This is a genomic window from Cohnella baijiui (assembly GCF_020731285.1).
Classification (GTDB): domain Bacteria; phylum Bacillota; class Bacilli; order Paenibacillales; family Paenibacillaceae; genus Cohnella.
In genome coordinates, this window is record NZ_JAJFOW010000057.1 from 1 (window position 1) to 22,554 (window position 22,554).

22 protein-coding genes are annotated in these 22,554 nt (G+C 62.8%); 15 read left to right on the forward strand and 7 right to left on the reverse strand.

Going from position 1 to position 22,554, the window contains the following annotated elements; all coding sequences use genetic code 11:
* Positions 1 to 283: hypothetical protein (locus LKX83_RS29565; protein ID WP_227886457.1), on the forward strand; the 283-nt coding region annotated here is incomplete at its 5' end.
* A gap of 358 nt (positions 284 to 641) precedes the next feature.
* On the opposite strand, the gene LKX83_RS29570 is transcribed toward LKX83_RS29565, so the two are convergent.
* The gene (locus LKX83_RS29570; RefSeq protein WP_227886459.1) at positions 642 to 1,676 is read right to left on the reverse strand and encodes a helix-turn-helix transcriptional regulator; all 1,035 of its coding nucleotides are present in this window, start codon (positions 1,674 to 1,676) and stop codon (positions 642 to 644) included.
* 112 nt (positions 1,677 to 1,788) lie between these two features.
* On the opposite strand from LKX83_RS29570, the gene LKX83_RS29575 reads away from it, so the two are divergent.
* Complete coding sequence (locus LKX83_RS29575; RefSeq protein WP_227886461.1) at positions 1,789 to 2,685, forward strand: SDR family oxidoreductase; 897 nt, start codon at positions 1,789 to 1,791, stop codon at positions 2,683 to 2,685.
* A 304-nt stretch (positions 2,686 to 2,989) separates the two neighbouring features.
* Here LKX83_RS29575 and LKX83_RS29580 read toward each other — a convergent pair whose 3' ends face one another.
* Both LKX83_RS29580 and LKX83_RS29585 read right to left on the reverse strand, forming a co-directional pair.
* Complete coding sequence (locus LKX83_RS29580) at positions 2,990 to 4,159, reverse strand: sigma-70 family RNA polymerase sigma factor (RefSeq protein WP_227886463.1); 1,170 nt, start codon at positions 4,157 to 4,159, stop codon at positions 2,990 to 2,992.
* 63 nt (positions 4,160 to 4,222) lie between these two features.
* Positions 4,223 to 4,672 carry a carboxymuconolactone decarboxylase family protein gene (locus tag LKX83_RS29585; protein WP_227886465.1) on the reverse strand — a complete coding sequence of 150 codons (450 nt, stop codon included), beginning with the start codon at positions 4,670 to 4,672 and terminating at the stop codon, positions 4,223 to 4,225.
* 182 nt (positions 4,673 to 4,854) lie between these two features.
* On the opposite strand from LKX83_RS29585, the gene LKX83_RS29590 reads away from it, so the two are divergent.
* The 6 genes from LKX83_RS29590 to LKX83_RS29615 all read left to right on the forward strand — a co-directional run bounded on the left by LKX83_RS29590 (position 4,855) and on the right by LKX83_RS29615 (position 11,205).
* The gene (locus LKX83_RS29590; protein WP_227886467.1) at positions 4,855 to 5,610 is read left to right on the forward strand and encodes a vWA domain-containing protein; all 756 of its coding nucleotides are present in this window, start codon (positions 4,855 to 4,857) and stop codon (positions 5,608 to 5,610) included.
* On the forward strand, positions 5,594 to 6,514 hold the full coding sequence (locus LKX83_RS29595; protein ID WP_227886469.1) for a serine/threonine protein kinase: 921 nt from the start codon (positions 5,594 to 5,596) through the stop codon (positions 6,512 to 6,514). The genes LKX83_RS29590 and LKX83_RS29595 overlap by 17 nt, the downstream gene beginning before the upstream one ends.
* 16 nt (positions 6,515 to 6,530) lie before the next feature.
* Positions 6,531 to 7,979, forward strand: coding sequence for a tRNA lysidine(34) synthetase TilS (gene tilS / locus LKX83_RS29600; RefSeq protein WP_227886471.1), 1,449 nt, complete (start codon positions 6,531 to 6,533; stop codon positions 7,977 to 7,979).
* Between the two features lie 52 nt (positions 7,980 to 8,031).
* Positions 8,032 to 8,574, forward strand: a complete 543-nt coding sequence (gene hpt, locus LKX83_RS29605) for a hypoxanthine phosphoribosyltransferase (protein ID WP_227886473.1) — start codon at positions 8,032 to 8,034, stop codon at positions 8,572 to 8,574.
* A gap of 103 nt (positions 8,575 to 8,677) precedes the next feature.
* A complete protein-coding gene (gene ftsH, locus LKX83_RS29610; RefSeq protein ID WP_227886474.1) occupies positions 8,678 to 10,678 on the forward strand; it encodes an ATP-dependent zinc metalloprotease FtsH in 2,001 nt (666 codons plus the stop codon).
* 206 nt (positions 10,679 to 10,884) lie between these two features.
* A complete protein-coding gene (locus LKX83_RS29615; protein WP_227886476.1) occupies positions 10,885 to 11,205 on the forward strand; it encodes a hypothetical protein in 321 nt (106 codons plus the stop codon).
* On the opposite strand, the gene LKX83_RS29620 is transcribed toward LKX83_RS29615, so the two are convergent.
* Positions 11,202 to 12,614, reverse strand: coding sequence for a hypothetical protein (locus LKX83_RS29620; protein ID WP_227886478.1), 1,413 nt, complete (start codon positions 12,612 to 12,614; stop codon positions 11,202 to 11,204). The two genes, LKX83_RS29615 and LKX83_RS29620, sit on opposite strands and share 4 nt — an antisense overlap.
* On the reverse strand, positions 12,607 to 13,146 hold the full coding sequence (locus tag LKX83_RS29625; protein WP_227886481.1) for an RNA polymerase sigma factor: 540 nt from the start codon (positions 13,144 to 13,146) through the stop codon (positions 12,607 to 12,609). Before LKX83_RS29625 ends, LKX83_RS29620 begins: the two co-directional genes overlap by 8 nt.
* Before the next feature lie 473 nt (positions 13,147 to 13,619).
* Between LKX83_RS29625 and nadA the strand changes: the two genes are divergently transcribed.
* The 7 genes from nadA to cysK all read left to right on the forward strand — a co-directional run bounded on the left by nadA (position 13,620) and on the right by cysK (position 20,827).
* Entirely contained in the window at positions 13,620 to 14,558 is a 939-nt protein-coding gene (gene nadA, locus LKX83_RS29630; RefSeq protein WP_227886482.1) for a quinolinate synthase NadA, read from the forward strand.
* 23 nt (positions 14,559 to 14,581) lie between these two features.
* Positions 14,582 to 16,198, forward strand: a complete 1,617-nt coding sequence (gene nadB / locus LKX83_RS29635; RefSeq protein ID WP_227886484.1) for an L-aspartate oxidase — start codon at positions 14,582 to 14,584, stop codon at positions 16,196 to 16,198.
* The gene (nadC, locus tag LKX83_RS29640; protein WP_227886486.1) at positions 16,191 to 17,090 is read left to right on the forward strand and encodes a carboxylating nicotinate-nucleotide diphosphorylase; all 900 of its coding nucleotides are present in this window, start codon (positions 16,191 to 16,193) and stop codon (positions 17,088 to 17,090) included. Before nadB ends, nadC begins: the two co-directional genes overlap by 8 nt.
* A complete protein-coding gene (locus tag LKX83_RS29645) occupies positions 17,087 to 17,851 on the forward strand; it encodes a type III pantothenate kinase (protein ID WP_227886488.1) in 765 nt (254 codons plus the stop codon). The genes nadC and LKX83_RS29645 overlap by 4 nt, the downstream gene beginning before the upstream one ends.
* Positions 17,852 to 17,885: 34 nt before the next feature.
* Positions 17,886 to 18,767 carry an Hsp33 family molecular chaperone HslO gene (gene hslO / locus LKX83_RS29650; RefSeq protein ID WP_227886490.1) on the forward strand — a complete coding sequence of 294 codons (882 nt, stop codon included), beginning with the start codon at positions 17,886 to 17,888 and terminating at the stop codon, positions 18,765 to 18,767.
* A gap of 18 nt (positions 18,768 to 18,785) precedes the next feature.
* Positions 18,786 to 19,754, forward strand: coding sequence for a peptidylprolyl isomerase (locus tag LKX83_RS29655; protein ID WP_227886492.1), 969 nt, complete (start codon positions 18,786 to 18,788; stop codon positions 19,752 to 19,754).
* A gap of 134 nt (positions 19,755 to 19,888) precedes the next feature.
* Positions 19,889 to 20,827: a cysteine synthase A gene (cysK, locus tag LKX83_RS29660; protein ID WP_227886494.1), complete on the forward strand. Its 939-nt coding sequence runs from the start codon at positions 19,889 to 19,891 to the stop codon at positions 20,825 to 20,827.
* 133 nt (positions 20,828 to 20,960) lie between these two features.
* Here cysK and LKX83_RS29665 read toward each other — a convergent pair whose 3' ends face one another.
* Together LKX83_RS29665 and LKX83_RS29670 are read right to left on the reverse strand one after the other, a co-directional pair.
* A complete protein-coding gene (locus LKX83_RS29665) occupies positions 20,961 to 22,118 on the reverse strand; it encodes a copper amine oxidase N-terminal domain-containing protein (RefSeq protein ID WP_227886497.1) in 1,158 nt (385 codons plus the stop codon).
* Positions 22,119 to 22,239: 121 nt separating this feature from the next.
* Positions 22,240 to 22,401: a hypothetical protein gene (locus LKX83_RS29670; RefSeq protein ID WP_227886499.1), complete on the reverse strand. Its 162-nt coding sequence runs from the start codon at positions 22,399 to 22,401 to the stop codon at positions 22,240 to 22,242.
* Positions 22,402 to 22,554: the final 153 nt, after the last annotated feature.

A 22,554-nucleotide genomic window follows, 5' to 3' on the forward strand; every position in this document is an offset into this window, starting at 1 on the left:
GGCGTCGGCGCCGCAGACGGACGGCGCGGAGGCGGCGGCCCGTCAGGCTGCGCCCGCCCTGTGGCAGGCGGCCGGGGAGACAGCCGCCGCCGGCCAAGCGGCGCCGAGCCGCAAGGCGCGCCGAAGAGCGCTCGTGCGCGTGCAGCGCATGCCGGCCGGACCGTTCGTCGCGCGGCGAGGAGCGCCTCCGTCCGCGCAGGCGGGAAGCGCGCAGGCCAGACAGGAGGCGGACGTTTCGATCACGGGTCCGCCGCAAGAGGGCACTGAGTCCGCCGTCCGTTAACGGCTCCCGATCAGATGCGGGCCTGCCAGCAGAAGCGGAAGCCGGGCAACCTGCCGCGAGCCCATTCGCTCGCGCCGCGGCCGGGCGATGATGCGCCCGGCCCTCCCGGCCCAGGCATTCGAATGCGACGGTCCGACGCCTCATTCGCGTCGGGCCGCAGGATCGCCATGCAGCCGCCAATCGCTTCTCCTCGTCCGTACCGTTTTTCTTTTTTCGCGAAGCGTACCCAGCAGACGGGTTTCTACATAAGGCAGAGATGCGGAGATATCTTGGGGGTGAGTATCGTTTTTTGGCTTTTCGGCACAGAGGGTGCAGTCATGATGAACAATAGCAACGACCATTCGGCCGGGCATCAGACCTACATCTGGCCTTGGTCCTGGGGAGGTGAATCGGGTCCGGCATACAGCGCCAGGAGCGCCTTCGCTTCGCCGACCAGCGACGAGCGGAGCGGCTCCGGGAAGCGGACGAAGACCGAGCCGCCATATCCGAGCAGCAGCGTCCGCGCCGAATCCTCGGTGTGAAAATCGGCTTCGACATCCACCCACCCGCCTTCCGCGGGCTGGGTGGTTTTGATATGCACATAAGGCTCCCGGCGCAGCCGCTCCAGCGCGTCTTCGCGAATGCGGACGCCCGCGACATACACCGGCAGCGCCGCGCGGAACCGCTCGGTCGACCGGGTCCACCATGCGGCCAGGTCGAAGGCGTCGGGCACGGCGAAGCGGTCCGCGAGCAGCTCCGCTTCCTCGACGCGGGAGACCCGGTAGGTGCGAAGCCCGTACTCGGCATCGCCGGCGGCGGCATCCGCAGCATCCCGCTCTTCGCCCGGGGTACAGGCGACGAAGTACCAGGTATGCCGCTTGGCGACGAGTCCCCACGGCGACACGATCCGCTCCGGCTTTGGCTCGGGACCCTGCGTCGCATAGCGGATGCGGAGGCTTCGCTGCTCCCACACGGCCTGCTGGATGACGGCGAGGTGCGGTGTCGGGGCATGCGGCGCCCGCCAGGGCGCCCCGTCCACGTGCAGGTGCCGCCTGGCGAAGGCCGCCTCGTCGCGTGCCGCGGGGGGCAGGGCGGAGGCGAGCTTGCGGAGCGCGTTCGCCGTGTCTCCGGGCAGTCGCAGGTCGGTCACGGCGCTCGACGTCTGCAGCAGCAGCAGCGCCCGGATCTCGGACGAGGTCAGCCCGGTCAGCTGGGTGCGGTACCCTTCTTGCAGCACCCAGCCGCCGCGGGATCCGCGTTCCGCATAGACGGGGATGCCGCTCGCGGAGAGCGCCTCCATGTCGCGGTGGATGGTGCGTTCGGACACTTCGAGTTTGGCGGCCAGCTCGCGCGCGGTCGCGCGGCCGCGCGATTGAAGCTCGTTCAGAATATGGATCAGCCGGTCGGCTCGCATCGGGTTGCCTCCTCTTGAGCGCGTTACCTTGATTGTACCATTGATATATGACAATGGATGTCCGGATTGTTGAAGTACACTAGCATTATCTTCATCCGGGAGGAGAATGGATATGACGCAAGCAACACCGTTGGAGGGGCAGGTAGCCGTCGTCGCGGGCGCGACAAGAGGGTTGGGCAGGGCGATCGCCGTGGCGCTGGGCGAAGCGGGAGCGACCGTGTACTGCAGCGGCCGGAGTGTCCGGGGCCGTCCGTCCGATCTCGGGCGGTCCGAGACGATCGACGAGACGGCGGAGATGGTGACCGCCCGAGGCGGACAAGGGATCGCCGTCCGAACGGATCATACGGACGAGGCGCAGGTGCGGGCGCTCTTCGAGCGGATTTCGACCGAGCAGATGGGGCGGCTGGACATCGCGGTGAACGACGTCTGGGGCGGAGATCCGCTGTCCGATTGGGAGCGGAAGTTCTGGGAGCATGACCTAGGCAATGGCTTGAAAATGCAAGAGCGGTCTGTCTGGTCGCATATGATCACCAGCTACTACGCGGCTCCGCTCCTGACGGCCAGAGGGCGCGGGCTGATCGTCGAGATCACGGACGGCTGGAATTACCGCTACCGCGGCAACCTGTACTACAGCCTGGCGAAGATCTCCGCGATCCATCTGGCGCAAGGCATGGCGGAGGATCTGAAGCCATACGGGGTGACCTCCGTCGCCTTGACCCCGGGCTTCCTGCGTTCGGAGGCGATGCTCGATCACTTCGGCGTGACGGAGGAGACATGGCGGGATGCGGTAAGCGCCGATCCGCATTTCATCATGTCGGAGACGCCGTACTTGGCCGCGCGGGGGCTGGCGGCGCTTGCCGCCGATCCGGACCTGCACGCCCTGACCGGCGGCGTCTTCACCTCCTGGGGGCTCTCCGACCGTTACGGCATCAAGGACGTGGACGGTCGGAGTCCCCATTGGGGCAACTACGCCAAGGAGCAGGGATTCTACCCGGAGGGGGACTTGTAACCCCCGCAAAACCCGATTCTGCTGCTGCAGCGAAAGAAACTTTCAAACCTTGAATACGCGGCTGCAACGAAAGAAACTTTCGCTACAGCTGTCGCAACCGCTATATCTACAACGAAAAAGGCGGAGCGTCGACTTCGTTCGTCACGAGATTGAGGTCGAGACGGCCTGTCGCTAGTCGTAACCCGTCGTCGTACGTCGTAATACCTCGTAATCCCGAATATAAGGGCGACCTTCCCCTTCCATGCATAAACCGAGCCGGCGGCCGGGCGTTCGTTCGCCCGTCGTCGGCCCGGTTTTTTGGGTTCTACAGCGGCGGCAGCTTGTCGGGGTTCACGATGAAATAAACGTCGGTCAGCGCCGGCTCCGCTGCCGCATCCTTCACGCCGGCGTCCCAGCGAAAGCAGACGACGGCCCGCAGCGTTCCGTCGACATGAATGAGGAAGCCCGGCCGGCCGTTGATCCGGACAACCGTCATCACCCCATGCAGATACGAATTGGACTTCATTGCGGCGAGGAGGGCGAGAATTCGCGGACGCGTGTAGATCGGTTTGATCGCCGCGCGCGCCTTGCCGCCGCCGTCGGAAGTCAGCACCGCGTCCTGCCTCAACAGGCGCGCGAGTTCGCGCACGTTGCTGTTCCGAAACGCGGCCACGAATCGCCGGACCAGCTCCTCCTCCCGCGCATAGGACAGCGGGGCGTCCGCCGACGGCTCCTTCCCGCCGAGCCGTCCTTCCGCCCGGTCCGCGCCGGGCCGAGCGGTCCGGGCGGAAGGCAAGTCCGCGCACGGCTCCGCCGAAGCCATGCCCGTCTGCCCCGCCTCCTTCGGAGCAGCCGCGCGCGGCCCGGTTTTTTCGCCTTTCGCGACCGCTTCGCCTCCCGCCTCCGAGGGGACCGCCTGTTCACGATCCATAGGCGCCTCCGCCAGCGCATTCTCCGCCGCGAGGCGCGCCGGCGTCGAGATCCGGTCCGCTAGTTTGCGCTTGGCCCGGCTGAACAGCTGCCGGCAGTTCGCCTCCGACTTGCCGAGCATCTCGGCGACCTCCGCATACTCGAACAGCAGCGCCTCCCGCAGGACGAAGACGGCTCGTTCTACCGGGGAGAGGCGCTGCAGCAGCACGAGCATGGCATACGACACCGATTCGTCCATCTCCGCCGATTCATGCGGAAGAGCCGACCGCGATTCCACGATCGGCTCCGGGAGCCATTCCCCGACATACGATTCCCGCCGCCGCCGGGCGGACTTGAGGACGTTCAGACAGCGATTGGCGACGGCTTTGCTCAGATAGGCCTTCGGGTGCCGAATGGCGCCATCCGGGGCGGGAGCGGACGATTGGAGCGAGACGAACGCGTCCTGGACCGCGTCTTCGGCGTCTGCCACGGTGCCGAGCAGGCGGTAGGCGAGCTGGAACATCTGCGTCCGATAAGTCTCGTACCAGCCGGCCCAATCGACGGGAGACGCGTTTCCTTCTTTCAACCGGACCCCTCCGAAACTTTCCATTTCCTTCAATTATACTGCATCTGCGTCCGCCGCGCAGGTTCAGCCGATCAGGCAGCCCGGAAAGGCACCGGTCGAGACGCCGATCCGGTTCCAGCTGTTGATCGCGTTAATCGCCATGATCAGGTCGACGAATTCTTTTTCGCTTACGAATTCGCGAACCCGCTCGTACACGTCCTGCGGCACGCCAGCCTCCGATAGCTTGGTCGCATGCTCCGTCAGGTCCAGCACCGCCCGCTCTTTGTCCGTGTAGCACGGCGCTTCCCGCCAGACGGGGAGCAGGACGATGCGGTCGAGGCCGTCTTCGTGCTTCATCAGCTCCTTCGCATGCATATCGACGCAAAACGAGCAGCCGTTGATCTGGGAGGCGCGCAGCTTGATCAGTGAATAAAGGGCAGGCTCGATGCCTCGGCTCGAGGCGAACTGTTCCAAGGCCAACAGCGCCTCGAAGGCTTCGGGATTGGCTTCGCGATAGAAAAATCTCGTTTGCATAGGATTTCCCTCCATATGGACAATAAATGTGGCTTTCACTCTTTAGACAAAGCAGCCTCCGGATCTGTGACAAATCCCCTCCTCACCCTTACGGCAGTTTCCCTTCTCTCGCGCCGGGGGTTAAATCTCGCAGCACTTGGCGACAATGCTGAGAGAGAAAGAGACAAGGAGTGTGCGCGACAATGAATCAAATCTTGTTGATCACGGACGGCGGCTCGAACGTAGGGGAGAGTCCCGTCATCGCGGCGGCCCAGGCCTATGCCGAGGGCATTACGGTAAACGTGGCGGGCGTCGTAGACGATGGCAGCGTAGGCGAGCAGGGCGCGGTCGAGATCGCCGAGATCGCGCGCGCGGGCGGCGGGATGAGCCGCATCGTCTCCACCCGACTGCTCTCACAAACGGTGCAGATGATGACGCGCCAGACGGTGCAAGGCACGATCCGCCAAGCCGTCAACCAGGAGCTGCGCCAGCTGCTGGGCGTAGAGTCGGTCGCCGAGCTGCCGCCGGCGAAGCGCGCCGAGGTGGTACGCGTCATGGAGGACTTGAGCGAAAACTCGCCGCTGCGGGTCGCGCTGCTGATCGATGCGAGCGGGAGCATGAAGCCGAAGCTGGCGGCCGTCGAAGAGGCGATCCGGGACCTGGGACTGAGCCTGCAGGCGAGAAAAGGCGAGAGCGCTGTCGCCGTGTTTCATTTTCCGGGGGAACTGTCCAATGAAGCATGTATGCTCGATTTGGATTGGACGGACGCTCCGAGCCGCCTGGGCGCGATCTTTGCCAAGCTGCGGATGAAGGGGACGACGCCGACGGGACCTGCCCTTTTGCGCGTGGTAGAGTTTTTCCGGGAAACTTGTGGTAAGATCAATACAGAACCGCAGCAACCAACAACGCTGATCAAGCGTGACGATAATGGCGGGGTGCGGAGTGATTACGTCGTCTGAGAAGCAACTGCCGCCTGGAACGGTATTGCGAGGCAAGTGGAACGGCAAGCGGTATCGCCTCGAGCGCCTGCTCGGCCTCGGGGCGAACGGGCAAGTGTATCTGGCTTCGAACGGGAGCCGGACTTGCGCGGTGAAGATCGGCAAGGAGACCGAGGATCTCCAAGCGGAAGCGAACGTGCTCGCCTCGCTGGATCAGCGGGAGCGCAGGCGTCCGCCTTTTTTGCTGGACGTGGACGATGCCGAGCTGCAGGGGCGCAGGTTCCCGTTCTATGCGATGCAGTACGTGCCGGGCTCGCCCGTGAAGACGTACTTGAGACAGCACGGGGCGCAGTGGTTCGGCGTGATCGGCTACCGACTGCTGGAGCGGCTTGCCGAACTGCACGAGGCGGGCTGGGTGTTCGGGGACGTGAAGAGCGACAACGTCCTCGTCTCCGACTACGGGCGGGTCGCCCTCGTGGACTACGGCGGCGCGACCGGTATCGGCCGCGGCGTCCGGCAGTTTACGGAGATCTACGACCGGGGCTACTGGGCGGCCGGGAGCCGCACGGCGGACCCGGCTTATGACGTGTTCGCGGTCGCCGTGCTCTGGATTCACGCGCTAGACGGCAAGCGCCTGCTTCAACTGACGCGGACGCTGCTTCCGCAGAACCGGCACCCGCGCGAGCTCGTGGAGCTGGTGCGGACGAATCCGACGCTGCAGCCGATGGAGTCGTGGCTGGACCGGGCGTTGTACGGCCGATTCCAGCATGCCCGCGAGGCCGGCGAATACTGGCGCGCGCTGGTGCACGCGGCGGCGCATCCGAAGACGGCTCGCGAAGGGCAGGTCCCCGGCTGGATGGCCGGCCTGCTGGCTGCCTCCGTCCTGCTCTGCGGCACGGCGGCAGTCATCTGGTTTCTACATTAGATTGGAGGACGAGCCGGTGGAGACGGGGAGCGATCTCCTGGACCGCATGAGGGCGCTGTTCCGGCGGGAGGGCTGGCTGCGCCCGGGTGAACGCGTCGTGGCCGCCGTATCGGGGGGGCCGGATTCGATGGCGCTGCTGCATCTGCTGCGGGCGCTGTCGGACGAGTTTGGCATCGGCCTTGCGGCTGCCCACGTGAATCATCGGTTCCGCGGCACGGAGTCGGACGCCGAGGCGGCGTTCGTGCGCCGGGTGTGCGAAGAATGGGGCGTACCGTGCGAGATCGCATTAATCGACGTGCCCGCCTACATCGCGGAGACCGGCCTGAGTCCCCAGGAGGCCGCCCGGGACAAGCGCTACGCGTTTCTGCGCGAGGTCGCGCGGCGATACGGAGCCCGCACGATCGCACTCGGCCATCATGCCGACGATCAGGCCGAGACGGTGCTCATGCGCCTGCTTCGCGGCAGCGGCATCGGAGGACTGGCTGGAATTCCCATGCGGCGCGCCGAAAAGGAATTGGAACTGATTCGCCCGCTGCTGCGTATTACCAAAGGTGAGCTTCTATTATATGATGAGCGCTACGGCGTGCCCTATGTGACGGACAGCAGCAATGCCGACCCGCACTACTTCCGCAACGCGATTCGTCTCGAGGTGATGCCGCTATTGGAGCGCTTCAACCCGCAGCTGCGGGGAACGCTGATCCGGCTCGCGGAGCTGGCGTCGGCCGATCACGATTATCTCGACGGGGAGGCCGGGCGAGCGCTCTCCGATTTGGCCGTTCGCGACGGCGCAGGCTGGTCGCTCGAATGCCGTAGATTCCGGGACCTCCACGTTGCTTTACAACGCAGGACGATTAAACTAATATTAGATTGTCTTGCGGGACCGCGCTCCTCTCTGCCTTTCGAGCGGGTGGAGGACGCGGCGGCGGCGATTGCCGCCGACTCTCCCGCTGTCGTACGGATGGACGTCGGCGCAGATATCGTCCTGATCCGCGAGTACGACGTCGCTTATATCGGGCCCTCGCGGCCGTCGCAGGCCCCGTTCGCCTACCAGGTGACGGCGGCCGATACGGATGTGGTCGTGGCGGAATCGGGCGTGGTGTTCCGGGTTCGCCGCATGGACGGACCCCGCACCTCTTTGCCGGGTTCCCGCAGGGAGGCTTTTTTTGACGAAGCGGAGCTTGCATGGCCGCTTGTCATTCGCAACCGCAAGCCTGGAGACCGGATGGCCCCAATGGGACTAAACGGCTCTAAAAAAGTGCAAGATATGTTCGTTGACGCCAAGATCCCCAGATCCGAGCGCGATCAGCGGCCGCTGCTCACGGACGGCGCGGACCGCATCCTGTGGATTCCCGGGCTGAGACGCTCCCGGCACGCCGTGCCGGATGCCGCCTCGCGCTCGGTGATTCGCGTCGAATGCGTACCGTTCCCCCGCGGACCGGAGCCGGTTGACGATACGGCGACATGAACTTCGTCAAGCCATCATACCGTGTATTAATTCGGACTGGGAGGTCCCCGCATTGCAGAACGACATTCAAGAAGTACTCTACTCGGAAGATCGGATCCAATCGAAGGTAAGGGAGCTCGGCGCTGCCATCAGCCGCGATTACGAGGGACGCAATCCGCTCGTCATCTGCGTGCTCAAAGGCGCTTTTATTTTTATGGCGGATCTGTCCAAAAACATCACCGTCCCGATCGAGCTCGACTTCATGGCCGTTTCCAGCTACGGCAACTCGACCCGCTCGTCGGGCGAAGTGAAGATCGTCAAGGACCTGGATACGTCGGTCGAAGGCCGCGACATTGTCATTGTCGAGGATATCATCGACAGCGGACTGACGCTCAGCTATCTCATCGACGTCCTCGAGCGCCGCAACGCGCACTCCGTCCGGGTCGTCGCTTTGTTCGACAAGCCCGGCCGCAGAACGGTCGATCTGAACGCCGACTATACCGGATTCGTCATTCCGGACGCGTTCGTGGTCGGATACGGTCTTGACTATGCGGAGCATTACCGCAATTTGCCTTACGTCGGCGTCCTGAAGCCAGAAGTGTACTCGAATCGTTAATCGCCGACCAGTCGCCCATGCTTTCGCGCCAACGGCGCCTTCTATTGAGATGCCAAGACAGGCTATGGTAAAATGATGTAAGCGTGTCGGGAGGAGGTCAGGGATGAATCGGATTATCCGAAACACAGGCTTTTATTTGCTTATCTTCTTGGTGACCGTCGGGATCGTCCAGTTCTTCATTAGCAAGAACGAGACGACCGAGCCACTTACTTACAACAAAATCATCGAAGCGATTGAGCAGAACAATATCAAGGATTTGACCCTGCAAGTCGATCGCGGCACGTACCTGGTAACCGGCCATTACAAGTCCAAACCGGACGGCCACAAGTCGGATACCTTCTCTGGCCGAGTCGCTCTGACCGAGCAGCAAGCCAATATGATTTCCGAAGCGGGTCTCAAGCAGAATTTTGACGTTGTGAACAAGCAAATGCAGGGCGAAAGCTTCTGGCTGACCTTCCTCACTTCGATCATCCCGTTCGTGATCATGTTCATCCTGTTCTTCTTCCTGATTAATCAGGCGCAGGGCGGCGGCGGGAAAGTGATGAACTTCGGCAAAAGCCGTGCCCGTCTCTATAATGAAGAGAAGAAGCGGGTCACGTTCGAAGACGTGGCCGGCGCGGATGAAGAGAAGCAGGAACTGGTGGAAGTCGTCGAATTCCTGAAGGATCCCCGCAAGTTTGCGGCGCTCGGCGCCCGCATTCCGAAGGGCGTCCTGCTGGTGGGTCCTCCGGGTACCGGTAAGACGCTGCTTGCGCGCGCGGTAGCGGGCGAAGCGGGCGTACCGTTCTTCAGCATCTCCGGCTCGGACTTCGTCGAAATGTTCGTCGGCGTAGGCGCGTCCCGCGTCCGCGACCTGTTCGAAAACGCGAAGAAGAACGCGCCTTGCATCATCTTCATCGACGAGATCGACGCCGTCGGCCGTCAGCGGGGCGCAGGCCTCGGCGGCGGACACGACGAGCGCGAGCAGACGCTGAACCAGCTGCTCGTCGAGATGGACGGCTTCGGCGCGAACGAGGGCATCATCATCGTCGCGGCGACGAACCGTCCCGACATCCTCGACCCGGCGCTGCTGCGCCCGGGCCGCTTCGACCGCCAGATTACGGTCGACCGTCCGGACGTCAAGGGCCGCGAAGCGGTGCTGAAGGTTCATGCCCGCAACAAGCCGCTCGCCAAGGACGTCAAGATGAACACGATCGCCAAGCGGACGACCGGCTTCACCGGCGCCGACCTGGAGAACTTGCTCAACGAAGCGGCGCTGCTCGCCGCCCGGAAGAACAAGAAGGACATCGCCATGCAGGAAGTCGACGAAGCGATCGACCGCGTCATCGTCGGTACCGAGAAGAAGAGCCGCGTGATCAGCGACCGCGAAAAGCGGATCGTCGCGTATCACGAGTCCGGCCATACGATCGTAGGCTTCTTCCTGGAGCATGCCGACATGGTGCACAAGGTGACGATCATTCCGCGCGGACGCGCGGGCGGCTACGTTATCATGCTGCCGAAGGAAGACCGCATGCTGGTCACGAAGCAGGAGCTGCTCGACAAAGTCACCGGGCTCCTGGCCGGCCGCGTCGCCGAAGAGCTGTTCATCGGCGAGATCGGCACCGGTGCCTACAGCGACTTCAAGCAAGCGACGGGTATCGTGCGCAGCATGATCATGGAATACGGCATGAGCGACAAGCTCGGGCCGATGCAGTTCGGTCAGACCCAAGGCCAAGTGTTCCTGGGCCGCGACCTCGGCCATGAGCAGAACTACTCGGATGCCATCGCATACGAGATCGACCAAGAGATGCAGTCGATCATCCAATCTTGCTACGACCGAGCGAAAAAGCTGCTGACCGACAAGAGCGCCGAAGTGCATCTGCTCGCGAACACGCTGCTGGAGCAAGAGACGCTCGAGCTCGAGCAGATCAAGGCGCTGATCGAAAAAGGCAACCTCGAAGTGAGCGAAGACGACGGCGGTGGAGAAGGCGAGGAGCCGAAGACCGAGCCGATCATCGATACACTGGGCGGCAACATGCGCGTGCGCATCCAATCCCGCGACGAAGAGGGCACGCCTCCCAATCCGGACCATCGCCGCGACGACGGCGAAGGCGAACCGAAGTAACATTCGTACAGAAGAAAACCCGCTATCCCTCGGCCGAAGGCCGGCCGGGATAGCGGGTTTTTTTGGTGGGCGGCAGCGGAGTGGTTCGGAGGCATGTCGGTTGAAACGTATATACGGCCCCAAACTTAGGGAGTTATTGGCCGCACATTCGCCCGACGGGCCCGCCGGTCGCCCATGTAGGTAGTTTACATACGCACATTCGTCCAATGAGTCCGCCGACGGCCGATGTAGGTAGTTTACATACGCACATTCGTCGGATAAGCCCGCCGACGGCCGATGTAGGTAGTTTACATGCGCACATTCGTCGGATAAGCCCGCCGACGGCCGATGTAGGTAGTTTACATACGTACATTCGTCCGACGGGCCCGCCGGTGGCCGATGTAGGTAGTTTACATACGCACATTCGTCCGATGAGTCCGCCGACGGCCGATGTAGGTAGTTTACATACGTACATCCGTCTGGTTAGTCCGCCGATGGCCCATGTAGGTAGTTTACATACGCACATTCGTCGATTCAACGTGTCTTAAAACGGCATCGTAAGCGTCATGAATCGGACTTTGTCGTCCTCGAATAACAAGTGAAACTTCAAGTAGTCGCCGATTCGGTAGTCCCACCGTGTGTTCGTCTTTACATTCGGCTCGCCGAGCTTCCGGATCACTTCGTCCCGGGTGAGGCCGACGCCGACGCCGTCCGAGGTCTTGTTCGCGTCCGTGGCAAAGACGATAGCGTTGCCGACGCGGAGCACCTCCGGCTCGTCGTTCCCGAGCTGTTGAATGAGGCTCGACGTCCCCATATAACTGTCGTTGATGCGGATGCCGGACGACAGGGGAAGGAATTGCTTCTCCCATCCGTTGTAGTCGCTGCCGGCCACCTGCAAACGCTCGGGCGAATAGGCTTTGCTGACCGGCTCGTCGGCGTTGCTGCGGGTTTCGGCTTCGATGCGCGATTGCTCGGACAGCCGGTCGTATTCGGCCCAAATGGAACCGGCGTTCAGCAATCCCTGCATGAGCAGCCAAACCTGATCGTCGGCATAGAAACGGAACACAGTGCCGCCAAATGCCCCGTAAGTATTGGTGGCCAGGTCGTAATCCAGCGTATAGGACTTCGTTTTGGTTTGAATTCGAAGCGTAGCGGATTCGGAGGACCCCAGATAATGATCGGGACCGACCCCCGTCATCCCGGCCGCCTTCAAATCGAGGTTATACAAGTTTTGCAGCAGCACATACGTTCGCTCTTTCGGCACGGTCAGCGCTTGCGTGCTCCGCGCAGCATAAATTTCGAATCCGGTGACGTCCTCGGCCGAGAAAGGCAACTGTTCCGCCAGCATCCCCTTCAGCTGAAGGACGGCGATCGGCTCGCCAAGGCGGCTCTGCGGCGTCGGCGTTTGCACCGGCGTCGTCGCCGTACCACCGCCGGGCACGGTCTGCGTCGCGGACGGTCCCGGCGCCGCCGGGTCCGCCCCGCCCGACCCGAAGCGCCAGACGCCGAGCGCGAGAAGAACCGAGGCCAGCGCGATCGCGGCGGCTGCACGGAGTCGAATCCTACGCGGTCTGCGTCCGGTTCGTCCGTCTCCGGCGCCGGTGCGGACTTTGTCTCCGCTCCCGGCCACAGGTTCCATTCCGCCGGACCATTTTCCGCGCCTCGACTCGCCGTAGCCATGCGATTCTCCGACTCTATCTCCAGTTGCCGATTCCGTTTCGTTCGCTGCTGGACCGTTCGTCTCGTTCCGGCTTCGCCCCATTTCCGAACGCTCCCCGCCTTCCCGTTCCATTCCGCTCGACCTCCGCACGTTCCTCGACTCGGTTCTCCTTCGCGAAGCGCCCGACCTTTCCCCGGCCAGCCGCTCGATCCGGTCCATCTGCTCTTCGGTGAATCCCGGCTCCTGCAGCGGGTTTCCCCGCAGTCGCCGGTACCACTCCGGCTCGCGATCAGGCATCCTGCTCAACCTCCTCTCGGGCATCCATCATCCGGCGACGCGCTCGGGCCAGCCGGGACTTGACCGTGCCTTCCGAGATCCCCAGCAGCTCCGCGATCTCCCGTATGCTCATCTCGTATTTAGCCTGCAGGATCAGCGTCTCCCGCAGCTTGTAGGGGATTGCGAGCACCTGCATCCAGATCTCGTCCGAGACGCGGCGGGCGAGCGCCTCCTGCTCCGCGGACGGACTCGACCGGGAGTCGGCCACCCGGCCCATCAGGATCGTCCGCCGCATAAAGGCGGTCCGTTTCGCATTCAGCGACGTATTGCGCGCGATCGCGAGCAGCCACGTCCGGATCGACGAGCCGCCGCGGAAGGTGCCGATGGTTCGGTATGCTTTGAGAAACACATCCTGGGAGACGTCATCCGCCAGGTCGCGGCTTCGCGTCAGGATGAAGGCCAGATTCCATACATCCTGGCCGTAGGCGAGCATCAGATCGCGCAGTCCCGCGGCATCCATCCGCTCGGCGTACGCCCAATGCGTTTCCGTCAAACCCATTACCTCCCTATATTAGACAATGCAGACCGGAACGAAGTTCCGCGACAGGGAGAATGTCCATCGGAATGCACGAAAATCATTGGAATGAATATAGGAACATTCATTGACAGCCCCTCCCTACGCGTGTAAATTTATTGTTAAACAGCCACATCTAGCGCTGCGAAGTAGCTGCGATGCGGATCGGCGGCCGCCGCATGGATCGGCCGATCCGCTCCGTTCGCGAGCCGTTCCCGTCCGATGGACTGCGCGCAGGACGTCATGTCCGATCGGCGGCGAGTGGCGGGGCCGTTTCTTTACGCAGGGAGAGCAAGGTTGTCCCAACCTTTGTGCCTAGATTCACAAACTATGGAATGCGACCCGAACTTGCGTTGCGCCGAGCCGGCGCAGAACGCTGGCGATATACCGTACGCGCCAAGCGCCGTACGTCAGTCCCCGGAAAGTTCAGGCCGTAGGGAGGAGAACCCACAATGGAAGCTTTGGCTCTGGAACGCAAAGCGGAACAAAACCGCGAATTGCGCGAGCGGCTGCTTGAGCTGAAAAAAGAACGCAACGCCATCATTCTGGCTCACTATTATCAGCGGGACGAGATTCAGGAAGTCGCGGATTTCCGCGGCGATTCGTTCCTGCTTGCCCAGAAGGCCGCGGCGACGGACGCAGACGTCATCGTGTTCTGCGGCGTGCACTTCATGGGCGAGAGCGCCAAGATCCTCGCGCCGAACAAGGTCGTCCTCGTCCCCGACGAGCGCGCGGGCTGCCCGATGGCGGACATGGTGAACCCGATCGGCCTGCGGGAACTGAAAGCCAAGCATCCGAACGCCAAGGTCGTCACCTATATCAACTCTTCGGCGGACGTGAAGGCCGAGACCGACATCTGCTGCACCTCGGCCAACGCGGTCAAGGTCGTCAACTCCGTCGACAGCGACGAAGTGATCTGGTGCCCGGACAAAAACCTGGGGCACTACGTGCAGCAGCATACCGACAAGAAGATGATCATCTGGGAAGGCTATTGCAATACGCACGACATGCTCACCGTGAAGGATGTCTACGAGATGAAGGCGAAGCATCCGAACGCCCAGTTCGTCGTCCATCCGGAGTGTCGTCCGGAAGTCGTGGCGCTCGCGGACTTCGTAGGCAGCACGACCGCCATCCTGAAATACTGCCGGGAGTCCAGCCATCAGGAGTTCATCGTCGGGACCGAAGACGGCACGGGCTATCAGCTGCGGGTCGACAGCCCGAACAAGACGTTCCATTTCGCGAGCAAGTTTCTGGTCTGCCCGAACATGAAGGTGAACAACCTGAAGAAGGTCGTTCGCGCGCTGGAAACGATGCAGCCGCAAATCCATGTGCCGCAGGATGTCGCTGACAAAGCGCGGGCTTCGCTGGAGCGCATGCTCCTCGTGAAGTAATCGGACGGGTGGGGGGACCGGTCATGATACCACGCTATATCGTCGACTTCGATCTGGAAAAGCTGCCGGTCGTCGAGACGGACGTCATCGTCATCGGCGCCGGCATTGCCGGGCTGTTCGCCGCAATCAAGGCCAGCAAGCGCAATCGCGTACTCATGATTACGAAGAAGTCGCTCTTCGACAGCAATACGCGCTACGCCCAAGGGGGAATCGCCGCCGTCATCTCCGACGAGGATTCCCCCGAATTTCATCGCCAGGACACGTTGATCGCCGGAGCGGGACTGTGCGACTCCGATGCGGTCGACGTTCTTGTGCATGAAGGGCCGGAAGGCGTGCAGGCGCTCATCCGGTACGGCACGCACTTCGACGAGGAAGACGGTCAACTGGCGCTGACCAAGGAAGGCGCTCACAGCCAGCGCCGGATTTTGCATGCGAACGGAGACGCGACCGGCTTCGAGATCGTGCGCGCGCTGGCCGACAAGGTGAAGTCCAGCTCCGCCATCGAGATCTGGGACGACCACTTCGCGCTCGATCTGCTGACCGAGGACGGCGTCTGCCACGGCGCGATCGTGCAGAAGCCGGACGGCTCGCGGGTCGTCGTGCGCGGCAAGGCGACCATCCTTTGCTCGGGCGGCACGGGCCAGCTCTACCGGTATACGACCAATCCCGAGGTGGCGACCGGCGACGGGATCGCGATGGCCTACCGGGCCGGAGCGATCATCCGGGACATGGAGTTCAACCAGTTTCACCCGACGTCGCTCTGCTATCCCGGCGCGCCGCGCTTCCTCATTTCCGAGGCGGTGCGCGGCGAGGGCGCTGTGCTTCGCAACATCACCGGGGAGCGCTTTATGGAAAAGTACCACGAGCAGCTCGAGCTCGCGCCGCGGGACGTCGTCGCCCGGGCGATCCTGAGCGAGATGGAAGCGACCAAGTCGACCTACGTCTACATCGACATCACCCACGAATCGCCGGAGCTCATCCGGCACCGGTTCCCGAATATTTACGAATTCTGTCTGAATTACGGCTTGGACATGACGACGGACTGGATTCCGGTGGCGCCGGCTGCCCATTATATGATGGGAGGCGTGCGCACCGACCTGCACGGGGAGACGAGCATTTCCCGGCTGTTCGCCTGCGGCGAGGTATCGTCCACCGGCGTGCACGGCGCGAATCGTCTGGCGAGCAACTCGCTCTCCGAGGCGATCGTCTTCGGCAAGCGCATCGTCGAGCGAATCGACGCGATGGGTCCGCCGACCGGGCGGCTCTCGTCCGCAAGCGTCGGCCCCAAGCGCGTCGGAGTGCCTTCGGGTGCGATCGTCGAACGGCGGCTCAAGCTGCAGAAGGTCATGGTCCGCTTCGCCGGTCTCCGCAGAGACGCGGCCGGACTGAACAAAGGACTCGAGGAGCTGCGGCGCCAGCTGCCGCTGTTCCAGACGAACCTCTCCAAGCGGGAGGAGCTGGAGTTCGCCAACCTGCTGACCTGCGCGCTGCTGGTCATGGAGGCGGCGCTCGCCCGCGAGGAAAGCCGGGGAGCGCACTACCGGGAGGACTTCCCGGAAAGGGACGATCTGATCTGGCGCAAACATACGGTGCTGCATCGGGAGCAAGGCATCGGCGAGGAGGTTATCAGCCATGTTTGAACGGGAAAGTGACTGGCGCATCGGCGGACCGGCCGTCGAAGCCGTCCGCGCGCAAATACGCGCGTGGCTGGCCGAGGATATCGGCAGCGGCGATGTGAGCACGATGGCGACCGTGCCGGAGGGGCATTATTCGGTGGGCATCATCCACGCCAAGCAAGCGGGCGTGATCGCGGGTTTGCCGCTCGCGCGGATGGTGTTCGAGATCGTCGATCCGACGCTGTCGTTCGACAAGCAGGCGACGGATGGCGAATGGATCGAGAGCGGCACCGTCATCGCGGTCGTCAAGGGCTCGACGCACAGCATTCTGACGGGCGAGCGCCTCGCGCTGAACCTGATGCAGCGTCTGTCGGGCATCGCGACGAAGACGCGGCAATATGTGGCGGCGGCCGAAGGCTTCTCCGTGCGCATCGCGGACACGCGGAAGACGACGCCCGGCCACCGGACGCTGGAAAAATACGCGGTTCGCGTCGGCGGCGGCGCCAATCACCGGTTCGGGCTTTACGACGCCGTCATGATCAAGGACAATCATATCAAGGCAGCGGGCGGGATCACCGCCGCCGTCGAGGCGGCCAAGCGCCGCGTGCCGCATACGATGATGATCGAAGTCGAGGCCGAGTCGCTCGGGCAGGCGGTCGAAGCGGCCGAGGCCGGGGCGAATATCGTCATGTTCGACAATATGGCGCCCGAGCAGATGCGCGAAGCGGCGGCCCGGCTGCGGGAGCTCGCGCCGCATATCGTGCTCGAGGCGTCGGGCGGCATTCGGCCGGAGCGGGTGCGCGAGATCGCGGCCAGCGGCGTCGACGTCATCAGCGTCGGGGGGCTGACGCATTCGTTCCAGGCGCTCGATATCAGCCTGGACCTGAACGAGATCAAGAAGGGGGAACCGGCGTGATCCTGGTCGTCGATGTCGGGAATACCAATATCGTGCTCGGCCTGTACGACGGCGAGACGCTGAAGCAGCACTGGCGGCTCAGCACGAACCGTTCCTCCACGGTGGACGAGTACGGGATACTGATCACGAACCTGTTCCAAATCGCGGGAATCCGCGCCGCCGATATCGACGGCGTCATCCTCGGCTGCGTCGTGCCGCCGCTCATGCCGACGCTCGAGCGGCTGTTCCAAAAGTACGTCGGACGCGAGGCGCTTGTAGTCGGACCGGGCATCAAGACGGGGCTTAATATCCGCTACGAGAACCCGAAGGAAGTCGGCGCCGACCGGATCGTCAACGCGGTGGCCGGCATCGAGCATTACGGGACGCCGCTCGTCGTGGTCGATTTCGGCACGGCGACGACGTTCGACTACATCGACGCGGGCGGCGCTTATCTCGGCGGCGTGATCGTGCCGGGCATCGGCATTTCCGCCGAAGCGTTGTACCAGCGCGCGGCCAAGCTGCCGCGGATCGAGCTGACCAAGCCCCGCGTCGTCGTCGGCCGCAACACGGTTTCCGCGATGCAGTCCGGCATTATCTACGGCTATGCGGGACAAGTCGACGGCATCGTCAAGCGAATCGCCGCCGAGCAGGGCGTGCGGCCGCGCGTCATCGCAACGGGCGGACAGGCGGAGCTGATCGCGGGCGAGTCCGAATCGATCGAATTGGTCGATCCGCTGCTCACGCTGGAGGGATTGAGGATCATTTACGAGCGCAATCTTTGAACGACTATTATAGAAGCAAAGAAGGGATGACTTCGTGAAAGACGAACTGATTAGAGGTACGGCCTGGGACGGCGCGATTCGCGTCTTCGCCGCCAAGACGACGGATCTGGTCCGCGAGCTGCAGCGGCGCCACGACACGTACCCGACGGCTTCGGCCGCGCTGGGACGGACCGCGACGGCAGCCGCGATGATGGGCACGATGCTGAAGGGCGAGGAGAAGCTGACCGTACAGGTCAAAGGCGACGGACCGATCGGGCAGATCGTCATCGACGCCAATGCCGTGGGCGAAGTGAGGGGCTACGTCGACTATCCGCATGTTCATCTGCCGAGCAACAGCTTGGGCAAGCTCGACGTCGCCGGCGCGGTCGGCAAGACCGGCTTCCTGAACGTCACCAAGGATCTCGGCCTGAAGGAGCCTTACCGCGGCAGCGTTCCGATCATCTCGGGCGAGCTGGCCGAGGACTTCACTTATTACTTCGCCGCTTCGGAGCAGACGCCTTCGGCCGTCGGGCTGGGCGTCCTCGTCGATACGGACAACTCCATCCTGCACGCGGGCGGCTTCATCGTCCAGGTCCTGCCGGGCATCAGCGACGAGCAGCTCACGCGCCTGGAGCACGCGGTGGCCGCGATGCCCCACGTCACGGCGTTGCTGGACCAAGGCGAGACGGCGGAAGGCCTGCTGCGCTTCCTCGTTGGCGACGATATCGTGATCCACGACTCCATCCAGCCCCGGTTCCAGTGCCAATGCTCGCGCGAGCGCGTCGAACGCACGCTGATCAGCCTCGGCGAGGAGGATCTGCGCAAGCTGATCGACGAAGACGGTCAAGCTGAGATTCACTGCCACTTCTGCAATGAGACCTACCAGTTCGACAAAGCCGAATTGATGCAAGTCCTGGAACGCGCCAAGTCGCAATAGAAACGGGGGATGATGGCCATGAGGCGGACGAAGCGGCTGCTGCTGAAGCCGATCGTTCTGCTCGCCCTATCGTGTACGCTAGGGGTCGAAGCGGGCTGCACGGCGGATCGTGCGGAAGCGCCGACTCCATCCGGCTCGGGCCCGACCCCTCTTGCGCCGTCGGGCGCCCCCGGACTGTCGGAGGACCCGGTGGCGATCGTGGACGGCGAGCCGATCCTTCGCGGGCAGTTGCTGAACCAGCTCTTGTCGTCCTATGGCGAACAGACGCTGCGCGTCCTCATGCTTCGCATGGCGGTGGAGCGGGAGACGAAGGCTGTAGACATCGTCGTATCGGACGAGGACGTGGCGCAGGAGCTGCGCAAGATGAGCGAAGGCTACGACAGCGAGGAGCAGTTCTACGCCGCGAGGCGGGAGCAGCTGGGCATGAGCCCGGACGAGGTGCGCAAGGACACGAAGTACCGGCTGCAATTGGAAAGGCTTGCGATCCGCACGGTGCAGGTGCCGGAGACCGAGATCGACCGCTACGTTCGGGACCACCAAGAGGAATTTGCCGGACGGGTGCGGCTTAAGGTTGCCCACCTCGTAGTGGACAAGCGGTCCAAGGCGCAAGACCTGCTCTCGCAGCTGGAGCAGGGGGCGGACTTCGGCGACTTGGTGTCGCGCTACTCGACCGACGAAGACACGGCGGCGAGCGGAGGCGAGCTGGGCTGGGTGGAGGATAACGACCCATTCCTCGATCCGACGCTGCTGACCGCGGCTTCGCAGTTGGGCGTCGGCGAGATTACGGGACCCGTGCGCACGGCGTCCGGCTATGAACTGGTGCTGCTGAGCGGACGCGACGAGACGCGCGCCATGGCGCCCGACGAGGCCCGCGCCGAAGCCCGCAAACAGCTGGCGCTAGCCAAGGCGATTCCGCTCGGGGAGCTGGAGCAGTCGTTGCTGGACAAGTATGGCGCCAAGGTCCTGGATCCTTCGCTGCGCTCGTAGTGCATTGGGCGCAGCGGCTATTGACAATCTCTACTAACATTGATAAGATGAGATCATGTGAATACCGACTGATTTAGTCGGATTAAGAGCTGCAGGGCGATATCGTCCGCTGAATCACTAGGAGGGAATACGTCATGGCAAGGATCGTGCAGAACGTAACCGACTTAATCGGGGATACGCCGCTGGTGCGTCTGAACCGAATCGTACCGGAAGGTAGCGCGGAAATCTACGTTAAAGTGGAATACCAAAACCCCGGTGCAAGCGTTAAGGATCGGATCGCCCTCAGCATCGTGGAAGAAGCGGAGAAAGAAGGCAAGCTGAAGCCGGGCGGCACGATCGTCGAAGCGACGAGCGGCAACACCGGGATCGGACTGGCGCTGGTCGCGGCCGCCAAGGGCTATCGCGCGCTGATCGTCATGCCGGAAACGATGAGCTTGGAACGCCGCAACCTGCTTCGCGCATACGGCGCAGAGCTGGTGCTGACGCCGGGCTCCGAAGGCATGAACGGCGCGGTGAAGAAAGCCGAAGAAATTTTGAAAGAAAACCCGGACTATTTCCTGGCCGATCAGTTCCGTAACAAGGCCAACCTGAAGATCCACCGCGAGACGACCGGTCCCGAGATCGTCGAAGCGATCAATTCCCTCGACGGCAAGCTGGACGCCTTCATCGCCGGCATCGGCACGGGCGGCACCATCTCCGGCGCGGGCGAAGTGCTGAAGATGAGCTTCCCGGGCGTGAGGATCGTCGCTGTCGAGCCGGCCGCGTCCCCGCTGCTGTCCGAAGGCAAAGCGGGACCGCACAAGATTCAGGGCATCGGCGCCAACTTCGTGCCGGAGATCCTGAACCGCGACGTTTACGACCAGATCATCGCAGTCGACAACGAAGACGCCTTCGAGACGGCTCGCACGGCTGCCAAGAACGAAGGCATCCTCTGCGGCATCTCCTCGGGCGCCGCGATCTTTGCTGCGCTCAAAGTCGCCAAGGAGCTCGGCGCCGGCAAGCGCGTCGTCGCGGTTGTCCCGTCGAACGGCGAGCGCTACCTGAGCACGCCGCTGTTTAACTTCGACAACTAAGCGCCTCATGAAAAGCAGCAGCCCCCGGGCCGTTCCGCGAGGAACGTGCCGAGGGCTGTTTTTTGGTCATCCAGCATGTATAAGTTTTACCCTAAAGCCGTTTTTACTTGTGATGCGAAGCGCCGCAGAGGCTTTATTTCAGCCAATCCTTGGCCTTGACCTGCAGCTTGTGGATCGCATTGTCCACGATGCCGGTATATTCCAGATCGATCGTGCCGTCATGCTCCCCTTGGACGACCAGCGTGTCGCCGTGATAGGGCACGTCGTTCATCAGCGCGTACTCGCGGTCTTTGTCGCCTAGAAGCTCGTAGAGCAGCTTAAAGTAGCCGTTGACCGGATCGACCAAGGTGAGCAGGCCGGTCGCGTTCGGACGGATGAGCAGATACCCGTCGCCGATGCCTTCGATCGAGTAGCTCTCGTCCTTCGTCCCGAGCTTGACGAGATCGTAAGCCGTGTCGACCGTGCCGTCCTGCTTCAGCAGCTCGAGCGTCTTGCCGTCGGTGAGCAGCGGCTGATTGCGGAATTGGTTGACGTTGATCGCCATGCGCTGGAAGTAGGAAGCCTCCGCTTCGCGGAGCAGTTTGCCGCCTTTGACGTAGGAGGTGTTCGTCTTCTGGTGGACCATCGGTTCGCCGTAATAGTTGGTAACGGTCACGACGAAGCCGTCCTCCGACAGCTGATTCGCGCTCAGCGTGATCATCTTGTCGACGAATTCGGAATCCAGCTTGCCCGTCAGCTTGGCCGGGCTGGCGGACGGATAGGACTGGTACAGCTCGCCGGTGCGAATATTCGCCCAGAAGGCCGCGGGCGTATCCGACGTCGCCCAGCCCATGACGAATTTGCCCTCGTCGGAGATGGCGACGGTGTTCTTGGCGCTCTGCCAATCGACCGTCGCGCCGAGCGTCTGCGCGACGAAGCGGATCGGCACGTAGACGGATCCGTTCTTCAACTTGGCGGGCTGGGTCATCTGCAGCGATTGGCCGTTATGCTGAACGTTTTTTTGTCCGGGGACGAGCTTCACGGTATGCTCGGGGGCGTAAATCGACACCGTCTTCGACTTGGCATTCCAGTCGACGACGGTCTTTAACAGCTCCGAGACCGTGCGCAGCGGGATGAAGACGCTGCCGTTTTCCATGAAAGGCTGCTGTGCGGGCTCGATCGGACTGCCGTTGATCTCGAGGTGGATCGGCTTGGGAGCGGCAGCGGCCGAAGTGCCGGCGGCCGTTAACGTGCCCACGGCCAGACAGGCGGACAGGCCAAGCGCGCGCAGCTTAACGGAGAAGGATGGCATGTAAGATCGACAACTCCTTTTTTTCATTCATTAACACCGCGAGCGCCTCGTAGAAACATCCCAATCTAAAAAAGAGCGATCGGGATCGTCGGCAGGCGGGGGAATCGGGGCGGGTTTCGATCTATTTGCGGCTCTTCCGCGACGCCGCCCAGAACGCCAGCACGACGAGCGGAATGACGATGATCCAGGGAAGCTGGATCGTCCCGCCGACCAGAAAAGCGAGGACCGTGAGCGCCACGATCCCGATGATGATGTACAAACACCCGCGTCCGAACGTCTCCATCGATCGTTCCCTCCTTGAATGGACGAACCTGCCCGCAGATGGAGTTGCGATTGGCGACCACAACTACTTCATGCCAGCAATCCTTCGTACTTTGTACACCCTTTCGCAAGCACCTATCTGCCGCGTACCCTCATTTTATGGCGACCCCATTCG

Bases quoted from the DNA above. Each gene is read 5' to 3' on its own strand.
- cysK (WP_227886494.1), top strand. From the start codon at position 19,889: ATGGCAAGGATCGTGCAGAACGTAACCGACTTAATCGGGGATACGCCG.
- nadA (WP_227886482.1), top strand. From the start codon at position 13,620: ATGGAAGCTTTGGCTCTGGAACGCAAAGCGGAACAAAACCGCGAATTG.
- LKX83_RS29665 (WP_227886497.1), bottom strand. From the start codon at position 22,118: ATGCCATCCTTCTCCGTTAAGCTGCGCGCGCTTGGCCTGTCCGCCTGT.
- LKX83_RS29570 (WP_227886459.1), bottom strand. From the start codon at position 1,676: ATGCGAGCCGACCGGCTGATCCATATTCTGAACGAGCTTCAATCGCGC.
- LKX83_RS29575 (WP_227886461.1), top strand. From the start codon at position 1,789: ATGACGCAAGCAACACCGTTGGAGGGGCAGGTAGCCGTCGTCGCGGGC.
- nadC (WP_227886486.1), top strand. From the start codon at position 16,191: ATGTTTGAACGGGAAAGTGACTGGCGCATCGGCGGACCGGCCGTCGAA.
- LKX83_RS29620 (WP_227886478.1), bottom strand. From the start codon at position 12,614: ATGCCTGATCGCGAGCCGGAGTGGTACCGGCGACTGCGGGGAAACCCG.
- LKX83_RS29615 (WP_227886476.1), top strand. From the start codon at position 10,885: ATGAGTCCGCCGACGGCCGATGTAGGTAGTTTACATACGCACATTCGT.
- nadB (WP_227886484.1), top strand. From the start codon at position 14,582: ATGATACCACGCTATATCGTCGACTTCGATCTGGAAAAGCTGCCGGTC.
- ftsH (WP_227886474.1), top strand. From the start codon at position 8,678: ATGAATCGGATTATCCGAAACACAGGCTTTTATTTGCTTATCTTCTTG.
- LKX83_RS29670 (WP_227886499.1), bottom strand. From the start codon at position 22,401: ATGGAGACGTTCGGACGCGGGTGTTTGTACATCATCATCGGGATCGTG.
- LKX83_RS29590 (WP_227886467.1), top strand. From the start codon at position 4,855: ATGAATCAAATCTTGTTGATCACGGACGGCGGCTCGAACGTAGGGGAG.
- LKX83_RS29585 (WP_227886465.1), bottom strand. From the start codon at position 4,672: ATGCAAACGAGATTTTTCTATCGCGAAGCCAATCCCGAAGCCTTCGAG.
- LKX83_RS29655 (WP_227886492.1), top strand. From the start codon at position 18,786: ATGAGGCGGACGAAGCGGCTGCTGCTGAAGCCGATCGTTCTGCTCGCC.